This window comes from Rothia sp. 27098_8_29 (genome assembly GCF_041432785.1).
Taxonomy (GTDB): domain Bacteria; phylum Actinomycetota; class Actinomycetes; order Actinomycetales; family Micrococcaceae; genus Rothia; species Rothia mucilaginosa.
This window is the reverse complement of the sequence record NZ_JAPWAI010000002.1, coordinates 84024-101909: the sequence shown is the minus strand read 5'-3', so window position 1 is coordinate 101909 and position 17886 is coordinate 84024. Positions and strand designations below refer to the sequence as shown.

12 protein-coding genes are annotated in these 17886 nt (G+C 57.0%); 10 read left to right on the top strand and 2 right to left on the bottom strand.

All coding sequences use genetic code 11. The features are described from left to right. Nucleotides 1–155 precede the first annotated feature (155 nt). On the top strand, nucleotides 156–2000 hold the full coding sequence (gene ilvD, locus O3649_RS05430; protein WP_049340243.1) for a dihydroxy-acid dehydratase: 1845 nt from the start codon (nucleotides 156–158) through the stop codon (nucleotides 1998–2000). Nucleotides 2001–2240: 240 nt separating this feature from the next. Beyond that, a complete protein-coding gene (locus O3649_RS05425; RefSeq protein WP_371573151.1) occupies nucleotides 2241–3275 on the top strand; it encodes a 2-oxoglutarate dehydrogenase in 1035 nt (344 codons plus the stop codon). Between the two features lie 135 nt (nucleotides 3276–3410). Here the strand turns inward: O3649_RS05425 and O3649_RS05420 are convergent, their stop codons facing one another. Continuing rightward, nucleotides 3411–3689 (bottom strand): putative quinol monooxygenase, encoded by a 279-nt coding sequence (locus O3649_RS05420; RefSeq protein ID WP_044150828.1) that lies wholly within the window; start codon nucleotides 3687–3689, stop codon nucleotides 3411–3413. Between the two features lie 293 nt (nucleotides 3690–3982). Here O3649_RS05420 and O3649_RS05415 point away from each other — a divergent pair, with 293 nt between their 5' ends. Further along, nucleotides 3983–5179 (top strand): RNase H family protein, encoded by a 1197-nt coding sequence (locus O3649_RS05415; protein ID WP_105361100.1) that lies wholly within the window; start codon nucleotides 3983–3985, stop codon nucleotides 5177–5179. A 220-nt stretch (nucleotides 5180–5399) separates the two neighbouring features. Then, a complete protein-coding gene (locus tag O3649_RS05410) occupies nucleotides 5400–6500 on the top strand; it encodes a YdcF family protein (protein ID WP_371573148.1) in 1101 nt (366 codons plus the stop codon). A gap of 115 nt (nucleotides 6501–6615) precedes the next feature. On the opposite strand, the gene cls is transcribed toward O3649_RS05410, so the two are convergent. Continuing rightward, nucleotides 6616–8094, bottom strand: a complete 1479-nt coding sequence (gene cls / locus O3649_RS05405) for a cardiolipin synthase (RefSeq protein WP_049354455.1) — start codon at nucleotides 8092–8094, stop codon at nucleotides 6616–6618. 188 nt (nucleotides 8095–8282) lie between these two features. Between cls and O3649_RS05400 the strand changes: the two genes are divergently transcribed. The 6 genes from O3649_RS05400 to O3649_RS05375 all read left to right on the top strand — a co-directional run bounded on the left by O3649_RS05400 (nucleotide 8283) and on the right by O3649_RS05375 (nucleotide 17544). Beyond that, complete coding sequence (locus O3649_RS05400) at nucleotides 8283–8954, top strand: TetR/AcrR family transcriptional regulator (RefSeq protein WP_239662189.1); 672 nt, start codon at nucleotides 8283–8285, stop codon at nucleotides 8952–8954. Between the two features lie 132 nt (nucleotides 8955–9086). Then, nucleotides 9087–10814 carry an MDR family MFS transporter gene (locus O3649_RS05395; protein WP_371573145.1) on the top strand — a complete coding sequence of 576 codons (1728 nt, stop codon included), beginning with the start codon at nucleotides 9087–9089 and terminating at the stop codon, nucleotides 10812–10814. A 516-nt stretch (nucleotides 10815–11330) separates the two neighbouring features. Further along, nucleotides 11331–12326: an ABC transporter permease gene (locus tag O3649_RS05390; RefSeq protein ID WP_005509238.1), complete on the top strand. Its 996-nt coding sequence runs from the start codon at nucleotides 11331–11333 to the stop codon at nucleotides 12324–12326. After that, the gene (locus O3649_RS05385; RefSeq protein ID WP_070818968.1) at nucleotides 12323–13324 is read left to right on the top strand and encodes an ABC transporter permease; all 1002 of its coding nucleotides are present in this window, start codon (nucleotides 12323–12325) and stop codon (nucleotides 13322–13324) included. Before O3649_RS05390 ends, O3649_RS05385 begins: the two co-directional genes overlap by 4 nt. After that, the gene (locus O3649_RS05380; RefSeq protein ID WP_070685241.1) at nucleotides 13324–15417 is read left to right on the top strand and encodes an ABC transporter ATP-binding protein; all 2094 of its coding nucleotides are present in this window, start codon (nucleotides 13324–13326) and stop codon (nucleotides 15415–15417) included. The genes O3649_RS05385 and O3649_RS05380 overlap by 1 nt, the downstream gene beginning before the upstream one ends. 429 nt (nucleotides 15418–15846) lie before the next feature. Further along, on the top strand, nucleotides 15847–17544 hold the full coding sequence (locus O3649_RS05375) for an ABC transporter family substrate-binding protein (RefSeq protein WP_371573143.1): 1698 nt from the start codon (nucleotides 15847–15849) through the stop codon (nucleotides 17542–17544). Nucleotides 17545–17886: the final 342 nt, after the last annotated feature.

The following is a 17886-nucleotide window of genomic DNA, read 5'->3' as shown; positions in this document are numbered from 1 at the left end:
GATCCGGCACAACCCCCGTGGCCTCAACCCTCCCACCGATAGGCGGTTGCAGGCTCGTGCGCGTTTCGATGCATGAAACCAAAGTGACCCTGAGCTGAAGAGCGTTGGACGCCGCGCGTAAAATCAGTACTTGCATCACTACGGAAGGTAAAACAATGCCAGAACTGCGTTCACGTACTTCAACTCACGGCCGTAACATGGCTGGTGCCCGCGCCCTGTGGCGTGCCACCGGCATGGGCGATGACGACTTCGGCAAGCCCATTATTGCTATCGCGAACTCCTTCACCCAGTTCGTGCCCGGCCACGTGCATCTGAAGGACATGGGTGAGCTGGTCGCCGGCGCGATTCGTGAGGCTGGCGGCGTCGCCAAGGAATTTAACACTATCGCTGTTGATGACGGTATTGCGATGGGCCACGACGGTATGCTCTACTCGCTGCCTTCCCGCGATCTGATCGCTGACTCGGTCGAGTACATGGTCAACGCGCACCGTGCCGACGCGCTGGTCTGCATCTCTAACTGTGACAAGATTACCCCCGGTATGCTTCTGGCGGCTATGCGCCTGAACATCCCCACCATCTTTGTCTCTGGCGGCCCTATGGAGTCCGGCGAGGGTATTGAGGGTATTGTTGAGCACCGCCTCGACCTCATTGATGCCATGGTGATGGCTGTTGACGATAGCGTCAGTGACGCTGCGCTCGCTCAGGTTGAGAAGAATGCATGCCCGACCTGCGGTTCGTGTGCGGGTATGTTCACCGCGAACTCCATGAACTGCCTGAATGAGGCGATTGGTCTGGCGCTGCCCGGTAACGGCACCACCCTGGCTACTCAGGTTGCTCGTAAGGAGCTGTTCCTGGATGCTGGTCGCCGCATCGTTGAGCTGGCTAAGCGCTACTACGAGCAGGATGACGAGTCGGTTCTGCCCCGCTCCATTGCGACCAAGGAGGCGTTCGAGAACGCTATGGCGCTGGATGTGGCGATGGGAGGTTCGACTAACACCGTGCTGCACACCCTGGCGATTGCGCACGAGGCGGGTGCTGACTTCACCCTGAAGGATATTGACCGCATTTCGCGTCAGGTTCCCTGCCTGGCGAAGGTTGCCCCGAACTCCACCAAGTACCACATTGAGCACGTGCACCGTGCCGGTGGTATTCCCGCACTGCTGGGTGAGCTGAACCGTGCCGGCCTGCTACACAAGAACGTTCATTCTGTTCACGCTGATTCGCTGGACGAGTGGCTGGACGAGTGGGATATCCGCGGCGGCAAGGCGAGCGAGAAGGCGAAGGATCTGTTCCTCGCAGCTCCCGGCGGCGTGCGCACCACCCACGCGTTCTCCACCGCGAACAAGTACGAGTCCCACGAGACTGACGCTGAGAACGGCTGCATCCGCGCCGTGGAGCACGCGTACACCAAGGACGGCGGCCTGGCGGTCCTGTACGGCAACATCGCTCAGGACGGCGCAATCATCAAGTCCGCTGGTATTGATGAGGAGCTGTTCCACTTCAAGGGTCGCGCCTTCGTGGTCGAGTCTCAGGACGAGGCTGTGTACGAGATCCTGTCGAAGAACGTGAAGGAAGGCGACGTTGTCGTCATCCAGTACGAGGGCCCGAAGGGCGGCCCCGGCATGCAGGAAATGCTGTACCCGACCTCCTACCTGAAGGGTCTGGGCCTGGGCAAGAAGTGTGCACTGATCACTGACGGTCGTTTCTCCGGTGGTACCTCGGGTATTTCGATTGGTCACGTCTCCCCGGAGGCGGCTGCTGGCGGCGCAATCGGCCTGGTGCAGACCGGCGACGAGATTGAGATCGACGTGAACAACCGCATCCTGCGTGTAAACGTTTCGGATGAGGAGCTGGCTGCTCGCCGCGAGGCGAAGGGTGCCGCACCGTGGCGTCCGACCAAGCCGCGTGAGCGTCACGTATCGAACGCCCTGAAGGTGTACGGCATGTTGGCTGCTTCGGCTGATAAGGGTGGCGTGCGCATCCTGCCTGAGGACGCATAAACCCCTCACGTATCGTGTGAGAATTTAATATTCTTGCCCCTAAGGGTCGGTGCTCTGTTCTGCAGTTTTTCTGCGGGGCGGGGTGCCGACCTTTTTAACGTTTTTGAGAGTCCGGTGCGGCGTATTGCCTTGTCAAGGCTATTGCAGTAGGGTGTAGGAGGGTACTTAGGTACCCGATTCACCGACTCAGCACAACCACTCAAACACAACGCAATTCGCAACCCTCACGAGGACGTATTCATGGTTACCCTGCCCGCACGCGCACAGCGTGCCTTTACTTGCCGTACCCTGGCGGCTCTTGCCTGCATCGGTGCGCTCGCTTTGAGCTCTTGCTCTGCCCAGCCGCAGGCTGATGAGTCTGAAACCGCCCCGATGAAGGTGGCGACTTCTTCCGCGCCCGTGGACGCTAAGACCCTGTTCACCGCGGCGGATGGCTCCTGGAAACCGAATACCGTGCAGATTGCTGCCGGCTTGGATTCCCCTGTAACCTACGATTCGGTGGCGACCCCCACGAATGAGCCGAGCACCAACGCCGAGTACGAGGCGGCATACGCCACGGCGAGCGGCTCCGTGAGCACTATCGATCCTGGTACTCGCTGTGGCGTGACGAGTCTGCTGGGTGGTTCCGCCGGTATTTACGTGTATGACGGTTCGGATTGCGCGAAGGCTCAGGAGGCGGTGCGCCTCTTCAACAGCCGCAAGAACCAGGACGGCGCGGCGAGTGTTGAGTGGTACCAGTGCGCTACGAAGGTGCAGGGCCGCGACTACATTACGGGTGCCTGCTTCACTCAGAGCGGTAGCGCCGATAAGCCGCGCCTGGCGCTGATTCCGGCACAGACCCGCATGCTGTCGGGTACGCTGACTTTCGCTGAAGCGTACGGTGGCGGCACGTTCGGTCAGGGTGATTCTGCGAAGACTGTTGAGGCGCTGCGTTTCACCAGCCCGGACTCTAAGGTCGCGTGTTCGGTGACCCCGTCAGGTGTGGACTGCCAGGCGCTGGTGGGCGTGACCCTGGAGGGCTGGGATGCCGCATCCGGTAAGGCGCAGCAGCGCGTGCACATGGTGCAGGGCCAGGCGCCCGAGGTGAGCCTGGTCGGTCAGACCGCCACCCCGGAGCCGGTGAATACTGAGGGCATTGTTGCCCTGTCTACCGGTCAGGTGGTGACTGCGTACGGTTACACCTGCAAGTCGGTGAATACCGGTAAGGTGCATTGCGTGAGCGCGACGAATGGTTTCACACTTGATTCGATGGAGGTTGGCGTAGAACGCCGTTAAACCGAGAGCGCTGCTAAACCGAGAATGAAGGCGAGGCGTGCTACGAGTTGCCGCGCTCGCCTCCATAACTGACATGCGAAGGTGCCCGGCACCCCTCACTTAGGGGGTGCCGGGCACCTCGGTCTTTAACGTCGTTTAGCGGAAGTTGACGATGCGAACGTCCAGCTCGGAGGAGAGCAGCGGCTCCCATGCGGCGACAGCCTTCTGGAAGTGTTCGGTGCCCATGTGCTTTTCGAGCAGTTCCTGGGATTCCCAACGCTCGATGAATGCGAAGTCGGTGTCGGAGACGGCACCGAAGTCGTAGCTGACGTTGCCTTCGTCCTGGCGGCTTGCGGTCACGAGCGGTTCGATGGTCTTGAGGAATTCTTCGACGTGCTCGGGCTTGACGGATACTCCGGCGTAAACACCAATCATGGGGCTCTCCTTATCGGGTGGTGCGGCGGTTGCCGCGTCGTATATGACTCTTTTACCGTACACCTTTCCCCACGCCTCGGTGAGGTATGCGCGGGGGTTTCTCGCGCTGTGTTCTGTGCTGGGTTTTGTGTTGTGCCGGTGCGTGAGAGGAGTTGCGGTTATTCCATTCGCTAACTGTAAAAAAGGTGTTTTATATTTGCGTGCCCCTTTCTTTTCGACCTATAAAAGAATGAGGACGATATACCGTATGAATGGAAGGAGACGCGGTATGGCACACATGGGGGGTGACACTCATGGGATTTTCACCGGCGCACATCAAACGATGCACCCTGACCTGGGAGGCGCCCGACTATAGCGCCTCGTACCCTGCCGGGTACACGGATCAGGGCGTTGCTGTGATTGCGGTGGCTCAGGAGCATCGTACGGCGCAGGGTTTTTGTTATTCGGCCTTGTCGACGGTGGTTTTTATTTCTAAGCAGGACGGCACCCGCACGGTGGTGAATGAGGAGCCGATGCTTTTCACTCACGTTCATTCCCTGATGGAGTGCTGCGATGAGGTGCATCCTTGCCTGCTGGGTCGTGCCGTGCTTTCGGCGTGGGATGTGGTTCCTGAGCAGTACCGTCAGAACCTGGTGACGATTGCTGCTGACCGTAAGAATCTGAAGCATCTTTTCCGTGATTGCGACCAGTTGAAGGGGATCATGGAGTACCGCGCCTTTGAGAAGGTGCTGGACCCGTACGATAACCATTCTTTGGGTGAAGTGCATGTGAAGCTTGCTGGCACGCCCGCGTATGAGCGGATGCAGGCTGAGGTGTGCGCGGCACGTACCGTCGTGGATGAGATGGTGGAGGAGGCGCTGACCCCTCGACCGCTGGATCAGCTGCAGGACTATAGCGTTTTCACGGATTGTTCGTTCCGTTCGACTCACAATAAGAAGTATCAGCGTGGCGGCCGTATGGGTATCGCCGGCGTGAGTGAGGACGGCTTCTATTTTCATGCCCACTATGATGGCGTGAATATTATGACCGGTGAGCTGTCTGCGATGTTGGCGGCTTATACGGTGTTCCATAGCGGTTCGCGCCGCCTGATTATTCATACGGATTCTTTGGGTGCGTTGACGTTTGTGTTGCGTTTGGCGCATAGCCGTTGGGCTTTTGAGGCGTGGGTTTCTGAGGGTATTCAGGATGAGCGCGTGGTGGCTCAGATGCGTGCTTTGACGGAGGCTATCCGCGAGAAGCGTGTGCTGGTGAAGCATGTTCCGGGTCATACGGGCCACGGTTTGCAGGAGAGTAGCGACTCTGTGTCGAAGATGCATCGCCATTTTCCGGGGCAGATTGTGGATAAGCGTCATCAGAGCGAGTTTAATCAGCGTTGCGAGTCGATTATTACTGCTTTGTCGGGTTGTGCGAAGGCTGTTCGTTTGCTTGCGCCGGAGTGGTTGCAGATTAAACCTTCTTCAATCCACACGGGAAACCGTTTATGGCGCTAAACTAGTCCAGGGTAGAAATGAACGCGCGATGCATTCGCCGCATACGAAGGTATGCGATGTCGGAGGTGTCGCGTGTTTCTTTTTGCCCTTTTCTGTGCGTGTGCTTGTGTGCGGTGGGTCTGCAGCGATAGATGCACAGTGGCGGGGATAAAATTGTGTGAAGAATTTTTCGATTCTCCCGATTTTTAGCGGGTGCACACTATTTTTTGGGACCCAATTTATGCAGTTTCTCCCTCCTCCTGATTCTCCTCTATATATTCCGCTGGTGGTGCTGTATGCGCTGACGGCGCTTTCGCTGGTGCTCTTTATCTGCCTCTACCTGTGGGAACGCCGTAGTGTGTTTGTCGGCTGGTTGCTGATTGCGACCGTGGGGTTGCTGGGTACGAGCCTGGGCGTAACGGCGATTGTGGCAGAAAACCAGATTTTGCTGGTGTTGGCGTTCTTCATTGTTATCGTTCCGGCGATCCTTTCGATTTTTACGCCTTTGGGTTTGACCGGTCTTTTCCTTTATAGCGGTGTGCGTCTTATTGTTCGTGAGGGTTTTTCGCTCACTAATTCTTTGGCATTAGCTGCCGGTATTGCCCTTATTGTGGGTCCGTTCTTTGTTCCCGGTCCGGCGGAGAACACTCCGTTGGGCGGCGTGTGGGGCACTATTTATTTCTATTTTTCGCTGGTGCTGACCTATTTCACCATCTACGCGGTGGGCTTTACTGTGTCGGCAGTGTTGAACCTGGTGAATTTCCGTCAGCAGGCTGACTATGTGGTGGTGCTCGGTTCGGGCCTCATTGGTGACCAGGTGACTCCGCTGCTGGCGGGTCGTATCGATCGAGGCATTGAAATTTACCGTAAGAACCCCGGCTCGAAGCTGATTATGTCTGGCGGTCAGGGCGCGGATGAAGAGGTGCCCGAGGGTGTGGCGATGACTCGCTACGCTATATCCCGTGGTATTCCCGAGGCGGACATTATTGTGGAGGACCGCGCGGTGAACACCCGCGAGAATCTGCTCTTCTCTTACGCCCTGATGCCGGAGGTTGCCGAGGGCAAAACCCCGAAAGTTGCTGTGGCAACAACCAGCTACCACCTGTTCCGTGCGTTGCTGCTGGCGCGTTCGCTGGGCCTGAAATGCTGGGGCGCGGGGGCTCGTACGAAGGTGTATTTTGCGGTGAATGCTTTTATCCGTGAGTTTATTGGGTATTTGAGCATGACTCGCCGCCGCCACATCATTACTTTGAGCCTGTGCACGGTCCTCTACATTGCGGTGGCGCTCTTCGTGTGGTGGATGCATTCTGCCGGTTTGGTGGGCCCGGGCGAACCGATGTAGCCCCTGGTCTGCTCTAATACGTATCCGTGCTCTAGCTTGTAGCCCGGTGCATCCTGCGATAGCGCCTCATGCAATAAAATTGCCCACCCGGGGTTATCCGGGTGGGCAGTTTTATTTAGAGGAGCGATGACCACAGTCGGCAGAGGTTCTCCGCCATCTTGATGCGGCGCGGGCGCTCCGCCCACTGGGTGTACAGCAGCTCGGTGCAGACCTGCTCGTATTCGGCGCATACTTCATCCAGCATCGCGACCATGCCGCGGTCAATGACGAACGTTGACACTTCCATGTTCAGTGAGAAGGAACGCGGGTCCATATTGGACGAGCCAATGAACGTAATTTCGTCGTCGACCATCATGAACTTGGAGTGCAACACGGTCGGGCTGGGGTACTGCAGAATACGCACACCCGCCTGCAGCAGCTGCTCGTAGTAGGAACGCTGCGCCATGTTCGGCAGGAACTGGTCGCCCTTCTCGCACACAATCACGGTGGTTTCAATACCGGAGTAGGCGGCGTTCGTGAGTGCCTGCAGTAGGGTCTCTTCGGGCACGAAGTAGGGCGAGCAGATGGTAATACGCCGCTCGGCGTTGTAGATCAGGTAGTTAATGAGGCGCAGGTTGTTTTCGGTTTCAAAACCGGGGCCGGAGGGCACAACCTGGGCGCGCATCCCATCCTTGTAGTAGGGGATATTGGTGTTAATTTCTGCCAGGATCAGCTGGTTCGTTTCGGAGTACCAGTCGGAGACGAAAACGGCGTTGAGCTCTTCAACGATGGGGCCGGTGCAGGAGAAGGTCAGGTCCTTCCACTCCAAGCCCTTCTTAATGTTTTCGGGCATGTCGTAGGAGCGGTGAATAGCGTTCTGCGAACCGGAGAACGCGACGCGTCCGTCCACGACGAGGACCTTGCGGTGGTTACGCAGGTCGGGTCGCTGCCACTTGAGTTTCCACGGTTTGAGCGGCAGCATGAGGCGCCACTGCATACCCGAGTCGTTGAGCATTTTCACGAGTTTCTTATAGGACGGGTATTTGCGGGAGCCGATGTGGTCGAGGAGTACGCGCACCTGTACACCGCGTTCGTGGGCTGCGAAGAGGGCGTCCCAGAGGACTGCGCTCGCCTCGTCGTAGGCGGTGATGTAGAACTCGAAGTGCACGTATTTGGTGGCGCGGTCGACTTCTTCCGCCATGGCGACCATTGCCTCGTGGTTGTCGGTGTGGAGGGTGAATTGGTTGCCGCCGACCAGGGGGAGTGAGCCCAGGGTGTAGTTGAGCTGGCTGGCTGCCTTTGCGGGGTCGGAGAGGTCGTCGGTGCGGGTGAGGAAGGGCTTGTTCTCGCTGACTTCGCGGATCAAGTCGTTCATGGCGTGTTGGCGTGCGCGGCGGTAGGCGGGCAGGCGCGAGGAGCCGAAGACGAGGAATGCGATGAACCCTACGAAGGGGATGAAGAAGATGGCCATGAGCCAGCCCAGGGCAACCACGGGTTTGCGGTTGTAGGGGAGCCAACAGAGGGCTGCGAGTCGGATGAGGATATCGGCGATGCCGAGTGCGAGGCGTAGCCAGTCGGGCAGGAAGTCGAGGTAGGCGGGGGCAAACAAGTTCATCCCTCTATTATGCCGATGTTTTGTGTGGGGCTTGGGGGAGTGGGTTTGCCGCTTCGTATGTGATGTGTCGGTATTGTGTGCGGGTGTTGTGTGCCAGTGGCGGGGCCGGAGTTTAGCCGGCTATGCTGTGAGCCTTAACGCTAAAAATGCACTTGAGCGTTGTGTGCAGTGGTGAAATAATTGCAGTTATGCAGAAAAAGGAACAGAGCCTTCGCGAACGCCGCCGCGAACAAACCTGGACGGCAATCCACGAAGCAGCCCTCAAACGCGTCCGCGACCATGGGATGCGCGGAACCACCGTTGAAGAAATCGCCCAGGAGGCGGGCGTCTCCCCGCGTACCTTCTTCAACTACTTCCCCTCCAAAGAGGACGCCGTTCTGGGTCTGCGTGAACCGGTGGTCAGCGAGGAAATCCTCGAAACAGACCGCGCCCACGAGGATGACAACACCATCATTCGTGTAACCCACCTTCTCTGGGAGGTCATTTTCCAGAGCTTCCACTACGCCAATGGCAAGGACCCCCGAGCTCCCTTTCAGGAGTTCCCCGAGTCCGCGAAACGAATGAAAATGCACTACATGAAGTGCGAACAGGTGCTCACCGATTACCTGAACACTATTGACTGGGTGGCTTTTGACGCGGCCGGTCGCCGCGGCCCCTTCCCGCGCCGAACCCCCGCTGACCCGCTGACCGATCACTTCCGGGAGCGATCACGCGCAAAGGTCCAGCTTGCCTCCGCGGTGCTTCGTCAGCTGGAGTTTGCCCGCGACCTGGAAGACAAAGAGGATATCGCCCGCCATATCCGCCAGACGGTGAAGACCTTCCAGTTCCTGCTTTTTGAGCAGAACCGACCGGCAATCTAGCGGCGGTTCACTGCTACAAATGACAAAAGCCCGCCGGAAACCGAATCGGAGGCCCCGAATCGAGGTAACCGAATCCAGAGCCCGGCGGATACTCACAACAGACATATATAGAACGTAACTAAGGATTAAACGATGAGTACAGAGGAAAAGAATCTACCTCAGCCGCCAGCCGGTGAGGCTAAGCAGGAAAGTAAAAACCGCATCCGCGCCATGTTCCTGGGCCTGGTCATTGTGATGCTCATGTCCTCGCTGAACCAGACGATTCTGGCGCCGTCGCTGCCCACGATCGTTGGTGAGCTTCACGGCGTGGAGCACATGAGCTGGGTGATTACCATTTTCATCCTGCTTTCGACGATTACGATGCCGGTCTACGGCAAGCTTTCTGACCAGTTCGGACGCAAGCCCTTCCTGATTTTTGCGATTGTTGCTTTCATGGCGGGTTCGATTGTTGGTGCGCTCGCTCAGGACATGAACTGGCTGATTTTTGCTCGTGCCCTGCAGGGTCTGGGCGGTGGCGGTCTGATGATTCTTTCTCAGGCTGTGATTGCTGACGTGATCCCTCCCCGCGACCGCGGCCGCTACATGGGTATTATCGGTGGCGTTTTTGCTTTCTCGTCGGTGGCTGGTCCGCTGATTGGTGGCTGGATTACTGAGGGTCCGGGTTGGCGTTGGGCGTTCTGGCTTAATCTGCCGTTGGCTATTCTGTCGATTCTTGCGGTGATTTTCTTGCTACCGCACCGCCCGTTCCGTGACCGTGAGAAGCACAGTATCGACTACCTTGGTTCGCTGATTCTGATGGCGGGTACGAGTGCGCTGGTGCTTGCCACGATTTGGGGTGGCAACCAGTACGAGTGGACCTCGCCCGAGATTATTGGTCTGCTGGTCTTCTCTGTGGTTGCTGCGCTGGTGTTTATCCCGGTGGAGAACCGTGCGGCTGAGCCGGTCATGCCCATGTACCTGTTCAAGAATCGTAACTTCCTGCTGACTCTGGGCGCTTCGCTGGCGCTGGGCGTGGCAATGTTCGGTGCGGTGGAGTACATCCCGACTTATCTGCAGATGGCGCTGGGTGTGAGCGCTACGGTGGCCGGTCTGCTGATGATCCCGATGATGGGCGTCATGCTGGTGGTGTCCATTGTGACGGGCCGCGTGGTGTCGAAGAGCGGTCGCTACAAGCGTTACGTGACGAGCGGTACCGCGATTGTGGCGCTGGGCCTGTTCCTGCTGTCGACCGTGACTATTGAGACTCCGACCTGGCTGTTCTGTGTGTACCTTGCGGTGATGGGTGCCGGTCTGGGTATGTCTATGCAGTTCTTGACTCTGATTGTTCAGAATGCGTTCCCGGTGAGCGTGGTTGGTACCGCGACGGCATCGAATAACTTCTTCCGTCAGGTGGGTGCTACTGTGGGTGCCTCGCTGGTGGGTGGTCTGTTTACCTCGCGTCTGACCTCGCTGATTTCTGAGCGTATGCCGCAGCAGGCGCTGCAGTCTTCGGGTAGCCATGCGTCTTCGTCTCTGACTCCTGAGCTGGTGGCGTCTTTGCCGGAGCCGGTGCACGGCATCATTGTGAATGCGTATAACGATGCGCTGATTCCGCTGTTCCTGTACCTGGTGCCGTTGGGTCTGGTGTCTACGCTGCTTCTGTTCTTCATTCGTGAGGATGCGTTGGCGACGACCCTGGAGACTGAGCCGGCTGTTGATATTGCTCGTGCGGCGACCGGTGCGATGCCGGTGATTACTCCGGAGATGGCTGCTAAGGATGCGCAGGCTTTGAAGAGCATTCACGGCTCTGCTCGTGCTCGTATTGATGAGTCGTTGAGCTCGGAGGCTTCGCCTGATTCGGAGCCTAACGCTAAGAGCTAGGGTCTTAGCACTAGATGCGGAGGCGTTGCCTTCCTATATAAGTGGCGCCCCGGTGCGAGTCGTGTGCTCGTGCCGGGGCGCCGTTTTTGGCTGCGTTGCCTTAAATAGCGCGCTTAAGAGGTGTGCCTTAGTGCTTGGTTTAGGGGTTGGAAGTGTTGGTTTAGTCCCCTAAACGGTGGGTTTACGTGGTGTTTTACCCTGTTAAAGTGCTTATCGAAAAGGTTATTACGTCCCTATGTCGAGAGAATTGTTTCGGATGTAAAATTTTCGTAAAAATTGTTAATCCGCCCCTTTTCCCCGGTATTCCGGGGCATTTTTTTACCCAGCTCCCTTTTAGCTTGCATACAGGCTGTTCTAAGGGGTGAAAGTGCCCAATGTGGGTTTGGTGGAAGTGTTACAGGCTATATAAGATAAAGTAAATATGCTCCTAGTGACAGTCATCACGAAGCAGTGCACTGGGACAGCATGACACACATGCCTTAACACCGACATCTACACAAGGAGGGGAACCGTCCCATGTTTAGGTACATCCTCCAGCGATCGCTGACGTACCTCGTCATGGTCTTTATTACGACCACGATGGGTTACTTTGCCGCGGTTACTGCTCTGAAGCCTGCTCTGCTGGAGCAGGAAAAGGTTCCGAAGCCGAGCCCCGAGCAGGTGAACCGTAACTTCGCGTCCCTGGGTCTCGATCCCGAAATGAACCCCTGGGACCGCTACGTTCAGTGGCTGACCAATGTGGTCACCAAGTTCGATTGGGGCCGTAGCCCCAACGGCGCGTACATTAACCAGGAATTTGGCCAGCGCGTGTGGGTTTCTACCCGCCTGCTGCTGGTGGCTACCATTCTCTCGATTGTGATTGGTATTGCCCTGGGTGTGTACTCGGCAGCTCGCCAGTACAAGTTCTCTGACCGTGTTATCACCGGTTACTCCTACCTGGTCTACATCATCCCCGCTCCCGTTGCTTACTTCGTGGTGCAGCAGGGCGCGACCACTATCAACAACATTGCCGTTGCTAATGGTGGAGAGAAGATTTTCTATGTGACCGGTATTTCGACTCCGGGTCTGACCGGATTCTGGGAAATCACCATCGATATGGCGGCGCACTACATCGTGCCGACTTTCTGTATGACCATCTTCGGTTGGGCTGGTTACCAGATTGCACAGCGTCAGTACCTGCTCGATAACGTGAACGCTGACTTCGTGCGTACCGCTCGTGCTAAGGGTCTGACCCGCAACCAGGCGATTACTCGCCACGCACTGCGTGTCTCCTTCATCCCCGTGGCACAGTCCATCGCGTACCAGATTCCGCTGATTTTTGCGGGTGCATTCTTCGCCGAGACCGTCTTTGCATGGCCCGGTATCGGTAAGTGGTCGATTGACTCCATTTCCTCGCAGGACGTGAACGCTGCGACCGTGACCCTCGCGTACGGTTCTGCACTGTTCGCTGTCGGTGCGATCATCGCTGATATCGCTACCACCATCGTCGACCCCCGAGTGAGGATCTCATGAGCCAGGTAACTGCAACTTCCTCCGTACCGGTGGTACAGGAGAACGGTGACTTCAAGGTCATCAACAAGAGCGTTATTATTCTGCGCCGCTTCCTGCGTAACAAGGCTGCAGTCTTCGGCCTGTCCGTGTTCATCGGCATGGGTCTGTTCGGCCTGTTCGGTAAGTACTTGACCAAGTACAAGCCCAACGACATTGACTACATGGCGCTGGGTGAAGGTCCCTCGGCTGACCACTGGTTCGGTACCACCATCGCGGGTAACGATGTGTTCGCCATGATGGTCGAGGCCGTCTGGACCTCTCTCGAAATTGGTGTGATCGTTGGTTTCGTCACCGTGCTCATCTCCGCAGTCTACGGCTGTGTGATGGCGTACTTCGGTGGCTGGATCGACAAGATTATGCTGTTCATCCTCGAGACCCTGATCATGGTTCCCTCGCTGCTGATTCTGGCTATTCTGATCAACGGTCAGGTCGGTAAGCAGATTCAGAAGAGCGTCCCCACCTGGATTCTGCTCTCCGCTGTGCTGATTACCTTCGGCTGGATGGGTAGCGCCCGTGTTATTCGTGCAATGGCACAGTCCCTCATCAACCGCGACTTCGTGAAGGCTGCGCGCTACATGGGTGTGCACCCCTTCAAGATTGTGATGCGCCACCTGGTTCCGAACATCGGCTCCCTGCTGGTTCTGAACTTCACCAGCGGCATCATGAACGCTGTGCTTTCTGAGGTTGCGTACTCCTTCATCGGCATCGGTATTAAGTACCCCAACTACTCGCTGGGTTCGCTGATTTCGGATGCTTCGCAGCAGATTAACACCCTGCCGCACATGTTCTGGTTCCCGGTTCTGTTCTTCTTCCTGCTGGTTGGTCCGCTGGCCCTCATGAACGACGGTCTGCGTGACGCATTCGACCCGACTTCGATGTCGGTCGGTAAGATCAAGAAGTCCAAGAAGAACGAGAAGGCAGAGGCACCTGCTGCCGCTGCAAAGGAGGCGAAGAACTAATGAGTACCTCTCCCGTTCTGAGCGTTAAGGACCTCAACGTCCGCTTCAATACTGAGAATGGCGTCGTGCACGCTGTTCGCGGTGTGAACTTTGACCTGTACCCCGGTAAGACCCTGGGTATCGTGGGTGAGTCCGGTTCCGGTAAGTCCGTTGCCTCCATGGCGATTATGGGCCTGCACCCGACCACCGCTGACATCACCGGCTCGATTAAGTACAACGGTACCGAGCTGCTGGGTCTGAGCGATAAGGAAATGTGCGCATACCGCGGCAAGGAGATCTCCATGGTCTTCCAGGATCCGCTGTCCTCCCTGACCCCCGTGTACACCATTGGTGATCAGATTGCCGAGGTGCTCAAGGTCCACAACAAGGGCATGAGCAAGCAGGCTATCAAGGACCGCTCCATCGAGCTGATGCGTATGGTGGGTATTCCTTCGCCGGCTGACCGCCTGCGTTCCTTCCCGCACGAGTTCTCCGGTGGTATGCGTCAGCGCATCATGATCGCTATGGCGATTGCGAATGACCCCCGCGTGCTCATCGCCGATGAGCCCACCACCGCACTGGATGTGACCATTCAGGCGCAGGTGCTGGAGGTTATGCAGAAGGCTCAGGAAGAGACCGGCGCAGCGACCATCATGATTACCCACGACCTGGGTGTTGTGGCTGGCATGGCTGACGACATTCTGGTGATGTACGCCGGTAAGCCGGTGGAGATTGCGAAGGCAGAAGACCTGTACAAGCATCCCTCCCACCCGTACACCATCGGTCTGCTGGGTGCGGTCCCGCGTGTGGACCGTTCCGAGAAGGTTTCCCTGGTTCCGATTGAGGGTACCCCTCCGAACCTGATTAACCCGGTGACCGCGTGCTCCTTCCGCCCGCGTTGCCCCATCGCTAAGAGCGGTGGCCAGTGCTGCCAGGACTCCAACGGCGAGCCCGATTTGCAGCTGCTGGAAGGCGTTGGCGAGGGCCACTACTCCTCCTGCACCATCTCTCAGGAGCTGGTCGGTAAGACCGCTGACGAGCTGTACCCGGTTCCGGAACCCCCGGTATCGAAGTACGACGGTATTCCGCGTGAGGAGCGTGCCCCCGTCCTGGAGGTCCGCAACGTCAAGAAGCACTTCCCGCTCATGAAGGGTGCACTGATTAAGCGCCGCGTGGGCACTGTGAAGGCTGTGAACGGCCTGTCCTTCGATATTCGTGAGGGCGAGTGCTTCTCCATTGTGGGTGAGTCCGGTTGTGGTAAGACCACCACCCTGCTGGAAATCATGGAGTTCAATAAGAACACCGACGGTGAGATTCTGATTAACGGAACCTCCACCAAGGACGGCAAGTCCGCAGGTGAGATTCTTGAGCTGCGTAAGAACCAGCAGATGGTGTTCCAGGACCCCACCGGTGCTCTGGATCCGCGCTTTACCGTTTACGAGGTGCTGGCTGAGCCCCTGGAAAACCAGGGCATGAACAAGGCAGACATCAAGAAGCGCGTCATCGAGCTGATGCACATTGTGGGTCTGCAGCCTGACCACGTGAACCGCTTCCCGAACCAGTTCTCTGGTGGTCAGCGTCAGCGTATCGGTATTGCTCGTGCGCTTGCTGTGAACCCCAAGCTCGTGGTTCTGGATGAGCCGGTGTCCGCACTGGACGTGTCCGTCCAGGCTGGTGTGATCAACCTTCTGGAGGAGCTGCGTGCAAACCTGGGTCTGAGCTACCTGATGGTTGCTCACGACCTCGCGGTGATTCGCCACGCATCCGACCGCGTTGCAGTGATGTACCTGGGTCGTATTGTTGAGATCGGTGACGTCGACCAGGTGTTCGACAACCCGATTCACCCGTACACCCGTGCACTGCTCTCGGCGATTCCGGTTCCGGACCCCGAGGTTGAGGCAAAGCGCCACCGCATTATGCTTGAGGGCGACCTGCCCACTCCGGTGAACGCGCCTAAGGGCTGTGGCTTCTCGAGCCGTTGCCCGGTCTTCAAGCTTCTGCCTGAGGACAAGAAGCGTCGTTGCTTGGAGGAGATGCCGGAACTGACCCCCGTTGAGGGCCAGGATCACGGTTATGCTTGCTACTACCCTGAGGCTGAGGCCGCTACGGTGTAGCTCTAGAGTCGGCTGAATAAGTCGCATGTGTGCCGAGGGGCGAATATTCGTTGAATATTCGCCCCTCGGGTTTTTTATGCCCGGTATTGGTGAGGTGCGTACAGCTTGAAGTTGCCACCTGGTGAGACGGCGCGAACCTCAGAATGTGGCGCTAGGCACTGAAATCCTCCAGGAAACAGGTAAAACTGCACTGACTAGGTATAACCTTTCTCACCATTCAAGATATGAATATTTATGGAAGGGCTTTCCTGCTGGCAGTAAGCCATAATTAAGCCATGGGTGCGCCACTAGGGGCGTACCCGAAGGAACACATTCATAGACCGGCACTAATTCATCGCTCACCGCACCCTTTGGGCGGCGCATGAGCAGGGAATCCTTGACGCTTTCCTGCGGGATTATTGAGGGTCAAACGTATAAGAGGACACTCTCATGGAGAAGAATTTCATCCTGAACCGTCGTACCGTTCTCGGTGGCGCTGCAGCACTGGGTACCGCGGGTGTACTGGCTGCGTGCGGCTCGTCCAAGGACTCCAAGGCAACCACCCAGGGAGCAACCGCGGGTACCGATGCCAAGGAACTTTACGACATTGCTGAGACCGCTGTTTCGGACCTGAAGCAGGGCGGTACCCTGCGCCTGTCTGTGACTGCACTGGGTCCGGACTTCAACCTCTTCGGCACCGGTGTTACCTCCTACACCCAGGCTGCTCTGAGCCCCATGTACTACAGCGGTCTCTGGCAGGCTAACCCCATGGGTAAGCGCACCCTGTCTACCGACTTTGCAAAGAGCTTCGAAATCGCTGAGGAAAACGGTCTGCCCGTTGTCTCCATTGAGCTGAACCCCCAGGCTAAGTTCAACGACGGTACCCCCATCGACTACAAGGCGCTGCAGGCTACCTGGAATATCCTCAAGAGCGTCGATGGCGACTACAAGATTGAGACCAGCGGTATCTACAGCAGCGTTGGCTCCGTTGAGCGCGACGGTGATGACTTCAAGGTCAAGGTCACTTTCGCAAAGCCCTACTACCCCCTGAACATCCTCTTCGGTGAAATTCTGCACCCGGCTCTGCTGGATAAGAACCTCTTCAACGAAGGCTTCGTGGACAACCCGCACCCCGAATACGCTGCTGGTCCCTTCACCGTAGCTGAGGGCGGCTGGAACTCCTCCGAGAAGACTCTGACCCTGACCCGCAATGACAAGTGGTGGGGCGAGAAGCCTGTTCTGGAGCGCATTGTCTTCCGTCAGATGGATGCTGCTGCTGAGCGCGCAGCATTCAAGAACGATGAAATCGACGCTGCTCCCGCTACCGCTGCTGCAAGCTACAAGGAGCTGAAGGAAATTGCGAACACCGAGATGCGTCGCGGTGTTCGCCTCTTCTCCGGCGGCATGGTCATGAACCCCGCCCGCATGCAGGACGTTGCTCTGCGCCGCGCTGTGGTCGCTGGCATGAACCGTGAGGCAATTGCCAAGGTTCGTTTCCAGGGTCTGGATTACGAAGAGAAGCAGCCCGGTTCGATGATTCACATGCCCTTCTCCGAGTACTACCAGGATGTCTACCCGACCCCGAACAACGATGCAGCTGCTGCATCGAAGATTCTGGAAGAGGCAGGCTACACCAAGAACGGCGAGTTCTACGAGAAGGACGGCAAGCAGGCTGCCTTCAAGTACTCGGTCTTCGGCGAGGACCCCACCTCCAAGGCTGTTGCTCAGACCGTTGTTCAGCAGCTCAAGGCTGTCGGCATTAATGTTGAGCTCGAATCCCGCGCTGCAAGCGAATTCGGTAAGGCAATGCAGGCTAAGGACTACGACGCAACTGCATCGGGCTACGCTCTGAGCGACCCGGATGCTACCCAGGCTACCCAGCAGTTCTACCTGCGTGAGAAGCCCGAGGACGCTGGCACCGACGAAATCAATGAGATGATCGAGAAGATGAAGCTCATTGCTGACGACAAGGAACGCAACCTGGCATGTAACGAGATTGAGAAGAAGCACCTCTCTGAGATTGCTGTGCTGGTTCCGCTCTTCAATGGTCCCGAGTACAAGTTCGTCAAGAAGGGTCTGCGCAACTACGGCGTTTCCCTCTACCAGGGCAATGGTATTCACTGGGAGAAGGTCGGTTGGGCTAAGTAAGTCCTCTTCCCTTCACCTACTAGGTGAATAGCCTGGAGCTATTGAAAGTGTCCACCCGGATCATCCGGGTGGACACTTTTTGCATATCTGGAGGAAGTGCTTTGGGTGTTTTTGTGTACCGATGCAGGGGAACGGTGGTATATCTATCCGATAAAATCCGAAAAATTCGCGCAAAAACAAGGTATTCATAGTATGAATATTCAAAAAACACGATAAATATTAAGAAATATTGTGAAAATGCTTGGTTTTCACTCTCGGACTGCGCTACAGTGGAGTTATACAAAGTTATGCAGTGCTCTGTATAAATAATCATCACTTCGGGAATACGGGATATACCCGCCC